Below are 17,673 nucleotides of genomic sequence, written 5' to 3'. Positions count from 1 at the left end.
CTCCCGGGAGGTCAGCGGTGCTGGAACCACAGTTTGGTGGGACGCTGCAGCATCAGGATCAGCAGGGCCACATGGATGGCCAGCCCGAGCAGGCTCGCGGGCAGCGCCATCAGGCCGCCGGCGATGCCCATCGCGGCGACGCCGATCAGGACGTACCGCGCCCACGCGTACCGCTTGCGGACGTAGACCGCCGGGACCAGGTAGATGAACGCGCAGACCAGGGCGGCCGCGACCGCGACCGGGGTGTTGCCGCGGGAACCGGTGAGAACTTCGGAGATCTGGTCGCCCGCGGACGTCAGCGTGAGGACGGCGAGCAGCAGGCACATCGCGCCCAGCCCGGCGGAGATGACCGCGGCGATCGTCACCTGCTTCGGCCGGACGGCCGGACGGTAGCTGTACGAATCCGGAACGCTACCGAACAGCCCGCTGTACGGCCCCGGTTCGTCGCCGTGCTGCCCTGTCATCGATCTTCCTTCCACGACCCCCCGTGTCCCTCGATCCTCCCAGATCACCCAAGCCGGACGACGGAGATGTCGAGGTGCGGGAACCCATCCAGCGGCGCGAGGCCCGCGATCGGGCGGAAGTGCACGGTGGTCCCGGTGGTCCCGTCCGGCGCGATCGGCTCCAGCCCACCGACCGGTACGCCGTACTCGTACCGCTGGGTCCAGGCGCCGTTCGCCCGCCGGTTCGTGTGCACGAGCCACTCGCTCAGCGCGGCGACCACGGACATCCCGCGCCGCGGGTGCCCGTCCGGCAGCGACGGCGCGGCCGGGTCGTCGAAGAACCGCAGGTCCTTGGTCGCCATGATCGGCTTCTTCACGACGTTCCCGCGCTCGTCGACCCGGGTGTCGGTCCCGCGCCCGTAGTCGGTGACCGCGATCGACCCGTCGCCGTACAGCTCGACCTCGCAGCGCCCGCGCGCGCCGGTCGACTCCGCCTCGTCGTCCGGGTAGGCGAGCACCTCGAGCAGCAGATGCCGGACGCCGCCGGGCGCGTACCGCGCCGGATCCGCGCGGATCGCCTCCAGGTGCGCCTGGTCGACCGAGGCCGCCCAGTCGTGGGTGGTGTTCGTCCAGTCGGCCCGCGAAGTCACGGTCCCATTCTCCCCGATTCCTTTCGGCCGGGCCGCCGGTCTACACACCTGACGAGAGGAGAATCATGCGCAAGATCATCGCTTCGACCCTGATGACACTCGACGGTGTGGTGGAAGACCCGGGCGGCTTCGGCGGTACGCCGTTCGGCGGCTGGGCGCAGCCGTACTTCGGGGAGGAGGCGGTACGGCGATCCGTCGAGAAGCTGGCGTCGTGCGACTACTTCCTGTGCGGGCGCCGTACCTATGAGATGTTCTCTGCCGCCTGGGGTGACGCGGAGGGACCGTACGCGGACCGCCTGCGCGAACTGCCGAAACTTGTTGCCTCCAGCACCTTGACCGGCGAGCTGACCTGGAACGCGACCCTCCTCGAGGGCGACGCGATCGCGGCGCTCGAGCGGATCAAGAAGCAGGACGGCGGCGACATCATGATGTACGGCAACCCTGCACTGCTGCACACGCTGCTGGAGAACGGCATGGTCGACCAACTCGACATCCTGCTGCACCCGATCGTGCTCGGCACCGGGACCAAGCTGTCGGGTCCACGCACCGAGCTGAAGCTGGTCCAGCAGGACACCCTGCCGTCGGGTGTCATCGCGCTGAGCTACCAGACCGCATAGAAAGGGGCCCGGCAAACAACCGGGCCCCAGTTCTCAGCGTGCGGCGGAGACTTCCAGCGCGTCCTTGGATTCGTTGAGCATCACCCGGACGGTCTCGCCGTCGCGGATCGAACCGTCCAGCAGACCGCGGGCGAGCTCGTCGCCGATCGCGGACTGCACCAGCCGGCGCAGCGGACGGGCGCCGTACACCGGGTCGTACCCGGTCAACGCCAGCCACTCCATCGCGCCCTCGTCGACCTCCAGCGTGATCCGGCGGTCGGCCAGCCGGCGCTGCAGCGCGTTGATCTGCAGCCCGACGATCTGCGTCAGCTCCTCGCTGCCGAGCGCGTCGAACAGCACGATCTCGTCCAGCCGGTTGATGAACTCCGGCTTGAACGACTGCCGCACGGTCGCCATCACCTGGTCGCGCTTGATCTTGTCGTCGAGCGTGACGTCGGCCAGGTACGCCGACCCCAGGTTGCTGGTCAGGATCAGGATCACGTTCCGGAAGTCGACCGTCCGGCCCTGGCCGTCGGTCAGCCGCCCGTCGTCGAGCACCTGCAGCAGGATGTCGAAGACCTCGGGGTGCGCCTTCTCCACCTCGTCGAGCAGGATCACCGAGTACGGACGCCGCCGGACCGCCTCGGTCAGCTGGCCGCCCTCCTCGTACCCGACGTACCCGGGCGGCGCGCCGACCAGCCGCGCGACGCTGTGCTTCTCGCCGTACTCCGACATGTCGATGCGGACCATCGCCCGCTCGTCGTCGAACAGGAAGTCCGCGAGCGCCTTCGCCAGCTCGGTCTTGCCGACACCGGTCGGACCGAGGAACAGGAAGCTTCCGGTCGGCCGGTCGGGGTCGGAGATGCCGGCCCGCGCCCGGCGTACGGCGTCGCTGACGGCCTTGACCGCCTCGCGCTGACCGATCAGCCGGTGCCCGAGCTCGTCCTCCATCCGGAGCAGCTTGCCGGTCTCGCCCTCGAGCAGCCGGCCGGTCGGGATCCCGGTCCACATCGCGATCACCTCGGCGATCTCGGTCGGGCCGACCTCCTCGTTCACCATCGCTTCGGGGCCTTCGGCAACCTCTTCCTCGGCGTCGGCCACCTCGAGCTCCTTGGTGAGCTGCGGGATCTCGCCGTACAGCAGCCGGGACGCCGTCTCCAGGTCACCGTCACGCTGGGCGCGCTCGGCCTGGCCGCGGAGCTCGTCGATCCGCTCCTTGATCTCGCCGACCCGGTTCAGTCCGGACTTCTCCCGCTCCCAGCGGGCCTCCAGCGCGCGCAGCTCCTCCTCGCGGTCGGCGAGGTCGGCACGCAGCCGCTCCAGCCGCTCCTGCGACGAGGCGTCGTCCTCGCGGGACAGCGCCAGCTCCTCCATCTTCAACCGGTCGACGGTCCGCCGCAGCGAGTCGATCTCGACCGGGGACGAGTCGATCTCCATCCGCAGCCGGGACGCGGCCTCGTCGACCAGGTCGATCGCCTTGTCGGGCAACTGCCGGCCGGTGATGTACCGGTTCGACAGCGTCGCCGCGGCAACCAGCGCCGAGTCGGAGATCGCGACCTTGTGGTGCGCCTCGTAGCGCTCCTTCAGGCCGCGCAGGATCGCGATCGAGTCCTCGACCGACGGCTCACCGACGAACACCTGCTGGAACCGGCGCTCCAGCGCCGGGTCCTTCTCGATCCGGGTCCGGTACTCGTCCAGCGTGGTGGCGCCGATCATCCGCAGCTCGCCGCGGGCCAGCATCGGCTTGAGCATGTTGCCGGCATCCATCGCGCCCTCACCGGACGCGCCGGCGCCGACGACCGTGTGCAGCTCGTCGATGAACGTGATGATCTGGCCGTCCGACTCCTTGATCTCGGTCAGCACCGCCTTCAGCCGCTCCTCGAACTCACCGCGGTACTTCGCGCCCGCGACCATCGCGCCGAGGTCCAGGCTGATCAGCCGGCGGCCGCGCAGCGACTCGGGGACGTCGCCCGCGATGATCCGCTGGGCCAGCCCCTCGACGACGGCGGTCTTGCCGACGCCGGGCTCGCCGATCAGCACCGGGTTGTTCTTGGTACGACGCGACAGCACCTGGACCACACGCCGGATCTCGGAGTCCCGGCCGATCACCGGGTCGAGCTTGCCGTCCTTGGCGCGCTGCGTCAGGTCGACGCCGTACTTCTCCAGAGTCTTGGTGGTGCCTTCGGCCTCCGGGGAGGTGATCCGCCGGTTGCCGCGCATCTCGTCGAACGCCTTCAGCAGCGCGTCCGCCGTCACGCCGAGCGCACTCTGCGCCGCCCCCTCGACGGTGGCGAGCGCGATCAGCAGGTGCTCGGTGGATACGTATTCATCACCCAGTCCGAGCGCGCGCTGCTCCGCCTGATTCAGTACGTCGGAGGTCTTCGGCGACAGGCTCGGTGCCTGCACACTGCCCCCGCTCGCCTTCGGCAGCCGGCTCAGCTGCTCGGCAGTCTTCCGGCGGACCGCGTCGACGTCGCCGCCGGCCGCCTCGAGCAGGCCGATCGTCGTACCTTCGGGCTGCGCGAGCAGCGCGGACAGCAAGTGAATCGGTTCCACGGTCGGGTTGCCCGCCGCGGAGGTCTGACGGATCGCGACCGACAGGGTTTCCCGGGCCAGCGTCGTCAACCGCTGAACGTCCATCTGGTTCCAGCCTTTCGTTCCCAGCAACAAACAGTCACTAGATACAACTTATCCAAAGTTGAGTCCATTCCACTCAACTCTGGAGAATGTCAGGGCTGAACCAGGGTCCGTCAGGCGCTGAACTCGGACGCGCGGATGCGGTACACCTGGAGGCTGAGGTCGTAGTACTTGTCGGTCTCGCCGACCCACTCCATGCCGAGGCGTTTGGCGGTCGCGATCGCGCGCTTGTTGTTCGGCCGGGCGACCGCGAACAGCTCGTCGACCTCGCCGCCGCTGAACGCCCAGTGCATCAGCGCACGGCTCGCCTCGGTCGCGTACCCGTGACCCCAGGCGCTCGGCCGCAACTGCCAGCCGATCTCCAGATCCTCCTCGTACGGCGGGAGCAACCGGATCAGCAGTGCGCCGACGACCTCGCCGTCGTCCTTGCGGGCGACCGCCCAGCGCCCGGCCGGAACCACGAAGTTCGGCTGGGCCTCGATCCAGGACTGCAGGATCAAACGCATGGTCGCGGCATCCGGCACCTTGTCGATGGCGGGTGACAGCCAGGGCGCCACGTCGGCGGAGCCGTAGATCTCCAGCGCGGCGTCGGCGTCGTCTTCCTCCCAGTCCCGGATCACGAGCCGGTCCGTCTCCAGCATCAGCGTCACCTGGCCAGGGTAGGCGGTCGGTCGCCCTGGGCAACAGGAACAGGGCGTGAACGAGAGAACCGCAGGGCGGTCCTGGAAGGGACCACCCTGCGGTGGCCGAAGGGCGTCGGGGGGTGACGCACCTTCGACTTGCGGAGGCGTCGAGGGGGAACGACGACCTCCACCAGGCCGGAGACTCCGAGGGGTGGGTTCGGAACGTCTCCGGTGGCTCTGTTGTGGCGGGGGATCAGCGCGAGCCGAGTTCCAGAGGCTGGGTGCGGATCCACCGGGTGGTCGTCTGCTGCCGGCCCATGGCGATCACGTCGCCCGCGGGACCGGCGGAGAAGACCCGGCTGGCGGCGGGACGTCGCGAGACGCCGACACCGCGCTGGACCTCTGCCAGTAGCTGGTTGACCCGCTTCCGCAGGTCCTCCACTTCGGACTGTAGCGCGAGAATGTGCCGAATTCCCGCCAGGTTGACGCCTTCTTCCTGACTGAGATGTTGCACATACCTCAGCTTCGCCACGTCGTACGCCGAATACCGCCGGCCGCGGCCGGACGCCCGGCTCGGCACCACCAGGCCGAGCCGGTCGTACTGGCGCAACGTCTGCGGATGCATGCCGGCCAGCTGGGCCGCCACCGAGATCACGTAGATCGGGGTGCGGTCGTCCCAGGTCGGCACCTGGCTGAACGGGATGCCCATCAGGAACTCCCGAACAACCCGGCCCGCAGATCAGGATGGTCGGACGCCGAGTTGAACTCCTGCAGCTTTTCCTTCTGCTCGTCGGTCAACTCGTGCGGCACCTGCACCTCGAGGGTGAGCAGCAGGTCGCCCTTCGTCCCGTCCCGGCGCACCGAACCCTTACCGCGGACGCGCAGCTTGCTGCCGTTCGCCGTACCGGCCGGGATCCGGACCGTGACCGGGAGACCGTCCAGCGTCGGGACCTTGATCTCCGCGCCCAGCGCCGCCTCGGTGAAACTCACCGGGACGTTCAGGGTCAGGTGCTCACCCTGCCGGCCGAAGATCCGGTGCGACTTGACGTGCACGGTGACGTACAGGTCGCCTGCAGGTCCGCCACGCTCGCCGGCCGCGCCCTTGCCCTTCAACCGGATCCGCTGACCGTCCTGCACGCCCGCCGGGATGCGGACCTGCATGGTCTTGCTCGACTGGCCGCGGCCGGAGCCGTGGCAGGTCTCGCACGGCTGGTCGACGACCAGACCGCGGCCCTTGCACTCGGTGCACGGCTCGGTCATCGCGAACACACCGCCCTGCACCGAGGTCTGCATGCCCGTGCCCTCGCACTTCAGGCAGACCTTCGGCACCGTGCCGTACTTCGCGCCGGTCCCCCGGCAGGTCGGGCACGGCTCGTCGCTGGTCATCCGGAGCCCGACCGTGACACCGTTCACGGCCTCGGCGAACTCGATCGTCGCCTCGGTCTCGATGTCCTGGCCGCGCCGCGGACGGGCCGTCGTGGTGGTCGTGGTCCGGCCACCGCCGCCGAACATGCCGCCCAGGATGTCGCCGAGTCCGCCGCCGGTCCCCTGACCGCCACCGCGGTTGAACAGGTCGCCGACGTCGAAGTTGAACCCGCCGCCGCCCTGGCCGCCGCTGCCGCCCGGCATCCGGAAGCCGCCGCTGCCGAACAGCCGCCGCGCCTCGTCGTACTCCTTACGCTTCTTCGCGTCCCCGACCACGTCGTACGCCTCGGAGACCTCCTTGAACTTGGCCTCCGCCTTGGTGTCCCCGGCGTTCGAGTCCGGGTGGTACTGCCGCGCCAGCTTGCGGTAGGCCTTCTTGATCTCGTCGGGCTCGGCGGTCTTGGAGACGCCGAGAACCTTGTAGAAGTCCTTCTCGATCCAGTCCTTCGTACTCATCTGGCGCCTCCCCTCCCGTCGTGGCCGCTGTTACTCCGCGGAACCGTCCGCGTCTTCATCTGTGCTCTCCACCGGTACGTCGGCCTTCGCGGCGTCGGCCGGCAGTTGCTCGGTCGGCTCCGAAACGGCCACCCGGGCCGCCCGCAGGATCCGCTCGCCGAGCCGGTAGCCCGGTTGCATGATCATCGTCGCGGTCGGGCCGTCGACGTCGTCGGAATAGTTGTGCAGCAGGGCCTCGTGGATCCGCGGGTCGAAGGCATCGCCCTTCTCGCCGAACTTCACCAGGCCGAGCTTCTCGGTGACCCGCTCCAGCGACTCGGAGACCGCCTTGAACGCGCCCTCGAGTTCGCCCGCCTCGCGGGCCCGGCCGATGTCGTCCAGGATCCCGAGCAGCTCGGTGAGCACCGTGCCGACCACCATCTCGCGGGCCGCCTCGCGGTCCCGGTCGACCCGGCGCTTGTAGTTCACGTACTCGGCCTGCAGTCGCTGCAGGTCCGCCGTACGCTCCGCGAGCGCCTCGGTCAGCAGGGCCTCCTGTGCGGACGGACCGACCAGGTCCGACGGGTCCCGCGGCGGCTGCTGGGCACCGGGCCCGCCGGCCGCGGGGCCCCCTTCCGAGGGCTCCCGCAGCTTGCCGGTTTCCGGGTCGATCCGGCGCTTGTCGCGGACGACGGGCTCACCGTCACCGAACTCGCTGCCTGTCGGTCGATCCGTCACTTGTCCTCCGTCTTGTCCTGCGGCCGGTCCTCGTCCACGATCTCGGCGTCCACGACGTCGTCGTCGTTGCTGCTCGAGCTCGTGTCGTCGGAGGTGGCGCCGTCGCCGGGCTGGCCGCCGGCGGCCTGGGCGTTCGCGTACATCGCGGCACCCATCTTCTGGCTGGACTGGGCGAGCTTCTCCGACGCGGCCTTGATCGCGTCGGCGTCGTCACCCTCGAGGGCCTTCTTCAGCTCGGCGACGCCGTCCTTGACCTCGGTCTTGACGTCGTCCGGAACCTTGTCCTCGTTCTCCTGCAGGAACTTCTCGGTCTGGTAGACCAGCGACTCCGCCTGGTTGCGGTTCTCCACCGCCTCGCGGCGCTTGCGGTCCTCCTCGGCGTACTGCTCGGCGTCGCGGACCATCTGGTCGATGTGGGTCTTCGGCAGCGCGGAGCCACCGGTCACCGTCATCCGCTGCTCCTTGCCGGTGGCCAGGTCCTTGGCGTTCACGTGCACGATGCCGTTCGCGTCGATGTCGAAGGTGACCTCGATCTGCGGCACGTTCCGCGGCGCCGGCGGCAGGCCGGTCAGCTCGAAGTTGCCGAGCGACTTGTTGTCGCGGGCCATCTCGCGCTCGCCCTGGTACACCTGGATCATCACCGACGGCTGGTTGTCCTCGGCCGTGGTGAAGATCTCCGAGCCCTTCGTCGGGATCGTGGTGTTGCGCTCGATGATCTTGGTGAACACACCGCCCTTGGTCTCGATACCGAGGCTCAGCGGGGTCACGTCGAGCAGCAGGACGTCCTTGACCTCACCCTTCAGCACACCGGCCTGGAGGGAGGCGCCGACCGCGACGACCTCGTCCGGGTTCACGCCCTTGTTCGGGTCCTTGCCACCGGTCAGCTCCTTGACCAGGTCGGCCACCGCGGGCATCCGGGTCGAGCCGCCGACCAGAATCACGTGGTCGATCTTGCTGACGTCGATGCCGGCGTCCTTGATGACGGCCTTGAACGGGGCGCGGGCGCGCTCCAGCAGGTCGTTCGTCATCTTCTGGAACTCGGCGCGGGAGAGCTTCTCCTCCAGGTGCAGCGGGCCCGAGTCGGTGAGGCTCAGGTACGGCAGGTGGATGGTGGTCTCGGCGGCGCTGGACAGCTCGATCTTGGCCTTCTCGGCGGCCTCGTTCAGCCGCTGCATGGCCATCTTGTCGCCGGACAGGTCGGTGCCGTTCTTGTTCTTGAACTGGGTCACCAGCCACTGGACGATCCGGTTGTCCCAGTCGTCACCACCGAGGTGGTTGTCACCGCTGGTCGCCTTCACCTCGAAGACACCGTCGCCGATCTCCAGCAGCGAGACGTCGAACGTACCGCCACCGAGGTCGAAGACCAGGATGGTCTGCTCGGTGCCCTTGTCCAGGCCGTACGCGAGCGCGGCCGCGGTCGGCTCGTTGACGATCCGGTGCACCTTCAGGCCCGCGATCTCGCCGGCCTCCTTGGTCGCCTGGCGCTGCGCGTCGGAGAAGTAGGCCGGCACGGTGATGACCGCGTCCGTGACCTGCTCCCCGAGGTACGCCTCGGCGTCCCGCTTCAGCTTCTGCAGCACGAAGGCGCTGATCTGCTGCGGGGTGAACTTCTTGCCGTCGATGTCGACGGACCAGTTCTCGCCCATGTGCCGCTTCACCGAGCGGATAGTACGGTCGACGTTCGTGGTGGCCTGGCGCTTCGCCACCTCGCCGACCAGGACCTCGCCGTTCTTGGCGAAGGCCACCACCGAGGGCGTCGTACGCGCTCCCTCGGCGTTGGGGATGACGGTGGGCTCGCCACCTTCCAGTACGGCGATGACGGAGTTCGTCGTACCGAGATCGATTCCGACCGCGCGGGCCATGCTGTTACCTCCACGAAGTTGAGTGATGCAGACTCAATGTTGCCGTTCGTCCGCCTCGGTTTCAAATCCGTGACCGAACAAACTTGAGTTCACTGGACTCAACATTGCACATCGCCCCGGTCATTCCCAAGGGAGGTCCCGATTTTCGGGGTCCACGCCAGGGTGCGGCCAGGGTGACCCCTCCCGGAGCAAACGTTTACCGTGCGATCCTGATCACTGTGAAACTCCGCCCGATGACCGCCGCCGACGCCGCCGCGGTCGTCGCGCTGAACGCCACTGCCGAGGGCCTGGTCGAGCCCCTCACCGCCGACCGCCTGGACTGGCTCCGGCTGATCGCCGCCCACGCCGCCGTCGTCGACCTCGACGGCCGTCCCGCCGGCTTCGTCCTCACCTTCACCCCCGGCTCGGCGTACGACGGTCTCGCCTTCGCGTCCTTCACCCGCACGTACGCGGACCGCTTCCTCTACATCGAGCGCATCGTCATCGCCCCCGACAACCGCCGCCAGGGCCTCGCCTCCAAGGTCTACCGAGCCGTCGAACGCTCCGCCCACCCCTTCGACCGCACCGTGGCCGCCGTCCCCACCGACAGCCCCGCCTTCACCTTCCACGCCGGGCGCGGCTACGAGGAGGTCGGCAAGCAACGACTCCCCGACGGCACCGTCACCACGCTGGTGTCCAAGGAGCTGACCACCTGAGGCGTTAGCGTCGGAGCGATGAGCATCGCGATCGACGTCTCGGCAGGCAACAGCCGCACCATCGTGAAGGGCATCGTCGGACTCGGCGTCGCCGCCGCGGTCTGCCTGGTCCTGGGCGTGCTGGCGAGCGGCAGCGTGCGCGCGTCACGTTCGTGGTGCTGGCGGTGGTCCTGCTGCTCGTGGGCGGCATCCCGGCGTTGAAACTGCGCACGCTGACCCGGACGCGGCGTTTCTGGTTCGACCCGAACGGCCTGCGGTACGAGGACCCCGCTGGATCGTGGGGCTGCTATTGGGGCGAGCTGGCCGGTCTCGCCGTACTGACGTCCAGCCACCCCGTCCGGAACGGGCAGACCAACGTCGCGCAGGTCTACGGCCCGTACGTCCGCCTCCTGCTGACCCCGGCCGCACCCGACTTCCTGACCCGCCACCCGGAGCTCTTGCCGTACCAGGACCCGAGCGGGCAGCTCATCGTCCCGCTCGGGCCCAACCAGGAGCTCGTCCCCGCCCTGGACCAGGCCGCCCGCACGTACGCGCCCAGCCTGTACCAGGGCACCCGCTGACCGGCGGCCGGTCAGGAGCCATGCCTTAGAGCTGCCGTACGTCGAGCAGCGCCCGCAGCGGGAGCTCGTGCCGTAACCGGGGCTGGGTCAACCCGTCAACGATGCAGGCCGCCCCGATCCAGCGCGCCCCGCAGTCCTCGACCAAACCCCGGCCCACCACCGCCGTCGCCCCGGTCTCGGCCCAGTCGTCGACCATCAGCACCCGATCCCCGGCCCGCACCAAGCGCCGCGGAAACCCGAACACCTGCTGCCGGTCCCGGTAGTCAGGCGCCGTCGTCCGCCACACCCACCGATCGCTGTCGACCGACGACCCCCTCTGCTTCCGCATCTCGACGAAACCGATCCCCAGCGCCGCCGCAGTCAACGCCCCGAGCAACGACCCCCGCGACACCGGCCCGACCACCACCGTCGGCACCTCGTCGTACAGCCCCGCCAGCGCCGACCCGAGCTCACGCAGCAGCTCACCGTCCCGCCACCACCCGGTCAGGTCGGCGTAACCACTTCACACCCCACGATCCGTCCGCCACCGAAACCCACTCCGAAGCCGCGCTTTTGTGTGCATGGGTAGATGGTCCCCCCATGTGAGGCTTGAGCGCAGGTGGTTTTGGGCGGACCCCCGCCACTCACCAAGTCGCCAGCCGCGACGTAACCCACGCTCAGCAACGGCCGACATGGCGCGGCACGGCGGCGATACTGAGTGTTGGCGGTCCGCCTGTGGACAACGCCCGCCGCAGGTCCGCGATTCTCGTCATCATTTTCGGGTGACAGATGTGGCCGAGGCGATCAGCAGGCGTGGAGGGTCGTCGACCTTCGCTGACCTCCGCGCTCTCGTCTCGGCGCGGGCTGTCCGGAAAGCTCTCGCGGCGGGCGAAATCCGCCGGGTGGCCAAGGGCGTCTACGCACTTCCGGAGGCACCGCACGCGTTGACCGCGGCGCGCAGCCACGGAGGTGTCGTCTCGCACCTGAGCGCTGCGCAGCACTGGGGTCTGGAGCTGATCAACGTGCCGACCCAGCCGCATGTCACGTTGCCGCCTGGCCGGGTCCGAAGACGTACGGGACTCCCCTGCATCTTGCACTGGGCGGACGTTCCCGTGCTGGACGACGTCACCACTCCGCTCCGGACGGTCCTGGACTGCCTTCGCATTCTGCCTTTCACCGATGCGCTCGCGCTGGCGGATTCGGCCCTCCGGGCAGGCTGCGTCCAGCAGGACGAGCTTCTCGAGGCGGCGCGGCGACTTCGGGGACCACATCGCGGACGCATTCGGCGCGTTGCTGGATTCGCGGACGGCCGGGCCGAATCAGTGCTGGAGTCCGCCCTGCGAGCGTTGTTGATCGAGCGGGGAGTCGAAGGCTTCGTTCCTCAACTGCTGGTGCAGGACTCGGAGTTCTCGGCTCGTCTTGATCTGGGGAATCCTCTGCTCTGCCTCGGCCTCGAGGCAGACGGGTTCGCCTACCACGGAAGCCGCCGGGCGCTGGTCAAGGACTGCCGTCGGCACGTGAACCTCGCGATCCGCGGCTGGCGGGTGCTCCGCTTCAGCTGGGAGGACATCATGTACGACCCCGACTGGGTGGTCGCGGCGATCGAGCGAGCCGCCGGACTTCCCCCACTCAGTAAGCCTCTGCTCCATGCGGCCTGACCGCCGGGACGAGCCTGCGGCGGTCGCTCGGAGGGAGGTTGGTGAGTGTTGGGGGTCCGCTTACACGGGTCGGCCGTTGAGGAAGGTCTGGGTGACCAGCGGGACGGCGGGGCGGTAGGCGAGGTGGAGGTAGGTGGGGGCGTCGAGGACGGTCAGGTTGGCCGGGGTGCCGGGGGTCAGGTGGCCCAGGTCGGGGCGGCGGAGGGAGGCGGCGCCGCCGGCGGTGGCGGACCAGAGGGCTTCGGCGGGGGTCATGTGCATTTCGCGGACCGCGAGGGCGATGCAGAACGGCATCGACGACGAGTAGCCGGAGCCTGGGTTGCAGTCGGTCGCGAGGGCCACGGTGACTCCGGCGTCGAGCAGGCGGCGGGCGTCGGGGTACGGCGACCTGGTGGAGAACTCGATCGCGGGGAGCAGCCCGGCCACCACTCCGCTGGAGGCGAGCGCGTCGACGTCGGCGTCGGTCAGGTAGGTGCAGTGGTCGGCGGAGGCGGCACCGAGTTCGGCGGCCAGTTGTACGCCGGGACCTTCGCCGAGCTGGTTGGCGTGGACCCGGGGCTGGAGGCCGCGGGCGATGCCTGCCTGCAGGATCGCCCGGGCCTGGTCGGCGTCGAAGGCGCCGCGTTCGACGAAGACGTCGATCCACTTCGAGTACGGCGCGGCGGCGTCGAGCATCGGGCCGGTGACCAGGTCGACGTAGGCGGCCGGGTCCTGGTCGGCCGGGACCACGTGGGCGCCCAGGTAGGTCGTCTCGTCGGTGAACTGGCCCGCGATCCGCAACGCCCGCGCCTCGTCGGTGACCGTCAGGCCGTAGCCGGACTTGATCTCGACGGTGGTGGTGCCCTGGCGACGCATCTCGGTGACGAGGCGCGAGACGTTCGCGGTCAGCTGCTCGTCGGTGGCGGCGCGGGTCGCCGCGACGGTGGTCCGGATGCCTCCGGCGGAGTACGGCGTACCGGTCATCCGGGCGGCGAACTCCTCGGCGCGGTCGCCGGCGAAGACGAGGTGCGAGTGCGAGTCGACGAAGCCGGGGATCACCGCACGACCGCCGAGATCGGTGGCAGCGTCGGCGGCCGGTGCGTTCTGGCGTTGGCCTGCCCAGGCGATCTTGCTGCCGTCGATGACCAGGGCGGCGTCGTGGAGTTCGCCGAGCACACCACCGTGCGCGGGATCGTTCGTCACCAGGGAGTTGATGCCGGTGAGCAGGAGCGAGGTCATCGGGTCACCGCCGCGATCGACGCTGACAGCTCGGCCGCGACATCCATCCGGGTGTGCTTGCCGTCGGCAACCAGATGATTTCCTGAGACGACGACGTCGGATACGTCCGCGGCGGTTGCCGCGAAGACCGCGGTTTCTGCAGTTCCGCCGGTGCCGGCGGTGCGGACGGTGTTCCCGCGGAGGGCTACCAGGTCGGCTCGGGAGCCGACCTCGAGTGCTCCGGCGTCTTCGAAGCCGATGGAGCGGTGGCCGTCGGTGGTGGCCGCTTTCAGGAGCTCGGGGGCAGACCAATGCCCGCGTTCCTGGGTGGCGAGGCGTTCGTCGAGCTCGACGGCGCGCATTTCCTCGAAGAGGTCGATCCCGGCATGGCTGTCGGAGCCCAGCGTCAACGGCGATCCGGCGTCGCGGAGTTGCACGGACGGGCCGATGCCGTCGGCCAGGTCGCGCTCGGTGGTCGGGCAGAAGCAGGAGTACGTCGCGGAGCTCCCGAGCAGGCCGATGTCGACCGAGGTCAGGTGGGTCGCATGGACGGCGCTCGTCCGGCCGCTGAGGAAGCCCGCCTCGTCGAGGACCTGGGCCGGCGTACGTCCGTACGCCGCGAGGCACGCCTCGTTCTCGGCGACCTGTTCGGACAGGTGGATGTGCAGCGGTACGTCGGGAAACGCCGAGGCGACCGCGCCGAGCTGGTCCTGCGGGACGCCCCGGACCGAATGCGCCGCCGCGCCGATCACCACGTCGTCGCAACCACTCAGCCCGGCGACCCGGGACGCCCAGGCACTGGCGTCGCCGTCGCTGAAACGCCGCTGCACCTCGTTGACCGGCTGGTCGATGCCGCCGGCAACGTAGCAGGTGTCGAGCAGCGCGATCCGGATCCCGGCGTCGCGGGCGGCCGTGATCAGCGCGGCACCCATCGCGTTCGGGTCGTCGTACCGGTGGCCGCCGGGAGCGTGGTGCAGGTAGTGGAACTCGCCGACCGCGGTGATCCCGGCAAGCAGCATCTCGCCGTACACGGCCTTCGCGAGGTCGTAGTACGTGTCGGGCGTGAGTGCGGCGGCGACGGCGTACATCTGCTCGCGCCAGGTCCAGAACGTGCCGCGCTCGGTCTGCGTACGGCCGCGGAGCGCGCGGTGGAACGCGTGGCTGTGGCAGTTCGCGAGTCCGGGTACGACGAGGCCGTGCAGGACCGTCGCGTCGCCGGGGTCGGCGTCGGACTCGACCGCGGTGAAGCGGCCGTCCTCGACGGTGACCAGGACCCGGGAGGCGATACCGCCAGGGAGCAGGGCGGTCTCGCACCAGTATGTCGTCACTGCGCGAGATCCTTCAGTACGGCGGCCAGCGCGTCGACGCCGGCGAGGCAGTCGTCCGGCTCGGCGTACTCGGCCGGTGAGTGCGAGACGCCGGTCGGGTTCCGGACGAAGAGCATCGCGGTCGGGATGCCGGCGTCGGAGAACACGCCCGCGTCGTGGCCGGCGCCGGTCGGCAGCACCGGGGCGCCGTCGAGTACGGCGGCCAGGCGGTCGCGGAGGCCGGCCGGGAAGTCGACGATCGGCGAGACCGACTCGGGGGTGACCTCGAGGGTGGTGCCGTCGCGTTCGGCACGTTCGGTAGCTTGCCTGGTGATTGCTGCGAGCAACGATTCGAGCGTGCCGGTGTCGGCGGCGCGGGCGTCCAGCCAGGCGGTGACCTGGGACGGTACGGCGTTGGTCCCGTTCGGCTCGACGGACACCCGGCCGAAGGTGGCGCGGGCGCCGGTCAGGCGGGCCTGTTTGTTCGCGGCGAGGGCCGTCATCGCGTAGGTGAGCATCGGGTCGTGACGGTCCTCCATCAGCGTCGTACCCGCGTGGTTGGCCTCACCACCGAACGTGAACCGGTACCGTCCGTGCGGCCAGATCGAGCTCGCCACACCCACGGGAGCGGTCAGTCCGCGGCCCTGTTCCACGTGCAGTTCGACGAATGTCCCCATCCGCTTCAGGAGCGGCGAAGGGCCCAGGCCGGCCGGGTCGAGCCCGGCCTTCTCCAGCGCCTCCGCGAGCCCCACACCTGCACGATCCTTCAACTGCAGAGCCTTCTCCGCGGACAGAACCCCAGCCGCGACCCGGGACCCCAGACAGGGCATCCCGAACCGCGACCCTTCCTCTTCCACGAACGCGCCGATCCCGATCGGCACCCCCGGCTCGAATCCCTCGGCCCGCAACTTGTCCACAGCCGCCAGAGCAGAAACCACCCCCAGGGGACCGTCAAACGCCCCACCATCGATCACCGAGTCCAAATGACTCCCGGTCACGATTCCCGGCCCTCCAGCCGGCTCCCCGCGCGGTTCCCACCAGGCGATGAGGTTGCCGATGGCGTCGGACTCGACGGGCAAACCGCGGGTGACGCACTGGTCGAGGAACCAGTGCGTCGCTTCGCGTTCGGTCGGGGACCAGCCGCCTCGGGTGTACCCGCCTGTTTCCGGGTCACGGCCGATGGCGGACTGGTCCGCCCACAGGGATTCGAAACTCAAGACAGCGGGTTCTTCGACAGCCAGTCCTTGGCGACCGCGTCCGCGCTCTCCTTGCCGACGTCGATCCGCTTGACCAGCGCGGTCAGGTCGTCGGTGGTGAGCTTGGCGTCGACCGCGTTCAGCGTGGCGGCGACGTCGTCGGACTTGTGGTCGGTCCGGATCAGCGGAACGATGTTGTTCGGCGGCAGGATGTGCTCCGGGTCCTCGAGCTGGACCCAGCCCTTGTCCTTGATCACGGCCTGCGTGGTGAACAGGTCGGTCACCTGGATGGTGTTGTCCTCCAGCGCCTTGATGCTCAGCGGACCGCCCGCGTCCAGCGTCTTGTAGTCCTTGAAGTCGACGTCGTACTTCTCCTTCATGCCCTTCAGCCCGGCGGTCCGGACCTTGAACTCGGAGCTACCGCCGGCGACCAGGTTCTTGCCCTTCAGGTCACCGATCGACTTCAGGTTGTACTTGTCCGCGGTCTGCTTGGTCACCACGATGGTGTCCTCGTCGGCGGCCGGCGACTTCTCCAGGATCTCGAGCCCGGACGGCAGCGCCTTCTTCAGCGCGTCGTACGCCTTCTCCGGGTCGGTCTCGGTGGAGTTCTTGTCGAAGTACGCCAGCGAGGCGCCGGTGTACTCCGGCACCAGGTCGACGGAGCCGTCCTTGATCGCGGCCATGTACGTCTCGCGGTTGCCGATGTTGGGCTTCTTCTTCACGTCGATGCCCTTGGCGGCGAGCGCCTGGCCGTAGATCTCCGCCAGCAGCTGGCTCTCGGAGAAGTCGGCGGACCCGACGGTGATGCTCGTCACCTTGGACGGTGCGGGCGAGGACCCCGCGTTGTCGTTGCCGAGCTGGTTGCCGCCACCCCCACAGCCGGCCAGGCCGAGGACCGCCGCCCCGGCGATCGCAGTACGGATGAGCGTGGATCTCAACACGAGAGCCTCCAGTGTTCTCGTTCAGCCACCGGCCGGTGCCGATGGATGTGTCTCAAGTTCATCAGGTGCCCCGGACAGTTCAGCCGATTTTCAGGCCCGGTGAGACGGTGAGCCGTCCGATCAGCGCGAACAGCGCGTCGAGCAGCAACGCCAGCAGGGCGACCAGCAGCGCGCCGGTGAACATCTGCGGGAAGTCCCGCAGCTTCAGCCCGTCGATCACGTACCGCCCGAGCCCGCCGAGCGACACCAGCGCGGCGATCGTCGCGGTCGACACGATCTGCAGCGTCGCGCTCCGGACGCCGGAGATGATCAACGGCATCGCGATCGGGATCTCCACCTTGGTCAGGATCTCGCGGCCGGTCATCCCCATCCCCCGCGCGGCGTCGATCGTGGCCGGATCGACACCCGAGATCCCGGCGTACGTCGAGGCGAGGATCGGCGGGATGCCCAGCGCGACCAGCGCGATCAGCACCGGCAGGAAGCCGATCTGGTCGGTCAGCAGTACGGCGAGCATCAGCAACCCGAGGCTCGGCAGCGCCCGGGCCGCGTTGCCGGTGTTGATCGCGAGGAACGCGCCGCGCCTGGTGTGCCCGATCCGCAGGCCGATCGGCAACCCGATCACGACCGACAGGCCGAGCGCGGCAAACGTGTACCAGAGGTGTTCGAGGATCCGTGCCCAGATGCCCTCGTTGCCGGACCAGTTGTACGAGTCGGTCAGGTACTGCCACATG

Annotated in this window: 19 protein-coding genes; 5 read left to right on the top strand and 14 right to left on the bottom strand. The window is 69.2% G+C overall.

Annotated features, from left to right (window positions below; translation table 11 throughout):
- Positions 1–11: 11 nt before the first annotated feature.
- Both AB0M51_RS18095 and AB0M51_RS18090 read right to left on the bottom strand, forming a co-directional pair.
- A complete protein-coding gene (locus AB0M51_RS18095; protein ID WP_344194304.1) occupies positions 12–464 on the bottom strand; it encodes a hypothetical protein in 453 nt (150 codons plus the stop codon).
- 44 nt (positions 465–508) lie between these two features.
- Positions 509–1,093 (bottom strand): hypothetical protein, encoded by a 585-nt coding sequence (locus tag AB0M51_RS18090; protein ID WP_344194302.1) that lies wholly within the window; start codon positions 1,091–1,093, stop codon positions 509–511.
- A gap of 65 nt (positions 1,094–1,158) precedes the next feature.
- Between AB0M51_RS18090 and AB0M51_RS18085 the strand changes: the two genes are divergently transcribed.
- Positions 1,159–1,710, top strand: coding sequence for a dihydrofolate reductase family protein (locus AB0M51_RS18085; protein ID WP_344194300.1), 552 nt, complete (start codon positions 1,159–1,161; stop codon positions 1,708–1,710).
- A 33-nt stretch (positions 1,711–1,743) separates the two neighbouring features.
- Here the strand turns inward: AB0M51_RS18085 and clpB are convergent, their stop codons facing one another.
- The 6 genes from clpB to dnaK form a co-directional block, all read right to left on the bottom strand.
- The gene (clpB, locus tag AB0M51_RS18080) at positions 1,744–4,329 is read right to left on the bottom strand and encodes an ATP-dependent chaperone ClpB (RefSeq protein ID WP_344194298.1); all 2,586 of its coding nucleotides are present in this window, start codon (positions 4,327–4,329) and stop codon (positions 1,744–1,746) included.
- Positions 4,330–4,439: 110 nt separating this feature from the next.
- A complete protein-coding gene (locus AB0M51_RS18075) occupies positions 4,440–4,967 on the bottom strand; it encodes a GNAT family N-acetyltransferase (RefSeq protein WP_344194583.1) in 528 nt (175 codons plus the stop codon).
- Positions 4,968–5,202: 235 nt separating this feature from the next.
- Entirely contained in the window at positions 5,203–5,658 is a 456-nt protein-coding gene (locus AB0M51_RS18070) for a helix-turn-helix transcriptional regulator (RefSeq protein ID WP_325035598.1), read from the bottom strand.
- A complete protein-coding gene (dnaJ, locus tag AB0M51_RS18065; RefSeq protein ID WP_344194295.1) occupies positions 5,658–6,830 on the bottom strand; it encodes a molecular chaperone DnaJ in 1,173 nt (390 codons plus the stop codon). Before dnaJ ends, AB0M51_RS18070 begins: the two co-directional genes overlap by 1 nt.
- Before the next feature lie 30 nt (positions 6,831–6,860).
- Positions 6,861–7,547 (bottom strand): nucleotide exchange factor GrpE, encoded by a 687-nt coding sequence (grpE, locus tag AB0M51_RS18060; RefSeq protein WP_344194293.1) that lies wholly within the window; start codon positions 7,545–7,547, stop codon positions 6,861–6,863.
- Complete coding sequence (gene dnaK, locus AB0M51_RS18055) at positions 7,544–9,409, bottom strand: molecular chaperone DnaK (RefSeq protein WP_363749617.1); 1,866 nt, start codon at positions 9,407–9,409, stop codon at positions 7,544–7,546. The genes grpE and dnaK overlap by 4 nt, the downstream gene beginning before the upstream one ends.
- A 233-nt stretch (positions 9,410–9,642) precedes the next feature.
- Between dnaK and AB0M51_RS18050 the strand changes: the two genes are divergently transcribed.
- The 3 genes from AB0M51_RS18050 to AB0M51_RS18040 are packed head-to-tail and all read left to right on the top strand — an operon-like array spanning position 9,643 to position 10,664.
- Positions 9,643–10,104, top strand: a complete 462-nt coding sequence (locus AB0M51_RS18050; RefSeq protein ID WP_344194289.1) for a GNAT family N-acetyltransferase — start codon at positions 9,643–9,645, stop codon at positions 10,102–10,104.
- A gap of 18 nt (positions 10,105–10,122) precedes the next feature.
- Positions 10,123–10,305, top strand: a complete 183-nt coding sequence (locus AB0M51_RS18045) for a hypothetical protein (protein ID WP_344194287.1) — start codon at positions 10,123–10,125, stop codon at positions 10,303–10,305.
- Positions 10,269–10,664: a hypothetical protein gene (locus tag AB0M51_RS18040; RefSeq protein WP_344194285.1), complete on the top strand. Its 396-nt coding sequence runs from the start codon at positions 10,269–10,271 to the stop codon at positions 10,662–10,664. Before AB0M51_RS18045 ends, AB0M51_RS18040 begins: the two co-directional genes overlap by 37 nt.
- A gap of 25 nt (positions 10,665–10,689) precedes the next feature.
- Here the strand turns inward: AB0M51_RS18040 and AB0M51_RS18035 are convergent, their stop codons facing one another.
- Positions 10,690–11,091: a phosphoribosyltransferase family protein gene (locus AB0M51_RS18035; RefSeq protein ID WP_344194581.1), complete on the bottom strand. Its 402-nt coding sequence runs from the start codon at positions 11,089–11,091 to the stop codon at positions 10,690–10,692.
- 334 nt (positions 11,092–11,425) lie between these two features.
- Here AB0M51_RS18035 and AB0M51_RS18030 point away from each other — a divergent pair, with 334 nt between their 5' ends.
- The gene (locus AB0M51_RS18030) at positions 11,426–12,301 is read left to right on the top strand and encodes a type IV toxin-antitoxin system AbiEi family antitoxin domain-containing protein (RefSeq protein WP_344194283.1); all 876 of its coding nucleotides are present in this window, start codon (positions 11,426–11,428) and stop codon (positions 12,299–12,301) included.
- 60 nt (positions 12,302–12,361) lie between these two features.
- On the opposite strand, the gene hutI is transcribed toward AB0M51_RS18030, so the two are convergent.
- The 5 genes from hutI to AB0M51_RS18005 all read right to left on the bottom strand — a co-directional run bounded on the left by hutI (position 12,362) and on the right by AB0M51_RS18005 (position 17,672).
- Positions 12,362–13,519: an imidazolonepropionase gene (gene hutI, locus AB0M51_RS18025; RefSeq protein ID WP_344194281.1), complete on the bottom strand. Its 1,158-nt coding sequence runs from the start codon at positions 13,517–13,519 to the stop codon at positions 12,362–12,364.
- The gene (locus AB0M51_RS18020; protein ID WP_344194279.1) at positions 13,516–14,826 is read right to left on the bottom strand and encodes a formimidoylglutamate deiminase; all 1,311 of its coding nucleotides are present in this window, start codon (positions 14,824–14,826) and stop codon (positions 13,516–13,518) included. Before AB0M51_RS18020 ends, hutI begins: the two co-directional genes overlap by 4 nt.
- Positions 14,823–16,022, bottom strand: a complete 1,200-nt coding sequence (locus AB0M51_RS18015) for an allantoate amidohydrolase (RefSeq protein WP_344194277.1) — start codon at positions 16,020–16,022, stop codon at positions 14,823–14,825. Before AB0M51_RS18015 ends, AB0M51_RS18020 begins: the two co-directional genes overlap by 4 nt.
- Entirely contained in the window at positions 16,019–16,942 is a 924-nt protein-coding gene (locus AB0M51_RS18010) for an ABC transporter substrate-binding protein (RefSeq protein WP_344194275.1), read from the bottom strand. The genes AB0M51_RS18015 and AB0M51_RS18010 overlap by 4 nt, the downstream gene beginning before the upstream one ends.
- 79 nt (positions 16,943–17,021) lie before the next feature.
- Positions 17,022–17,672: an ABC transporter permease gene (locus AB0M51_RS18005; RefSeq protein ID WP_344194273.1), complete on the bottom strand. Its 651-nt coding sequence runs from the start codon at positions 17,670–17,672 to the stop codon at positions 17,022–17,024.
- Position 17,673 lies beyond the last annotated feature (1 nt).

It is taken from the genome of Kribbella sp. NPDC051137 (assembly GCF_040682535.1).
GTDB lineage: Bacteria > Actinomycetota > Actinomycetes > Propionibacteriales > Kribbellaceae > Kribbella > Kribbella karoonensis.
The sequence above is the reverse complement of the archived record's forward strand: the minus strand, read 5'-3'. Positions and strand labels throughout refer to the sequence as shown.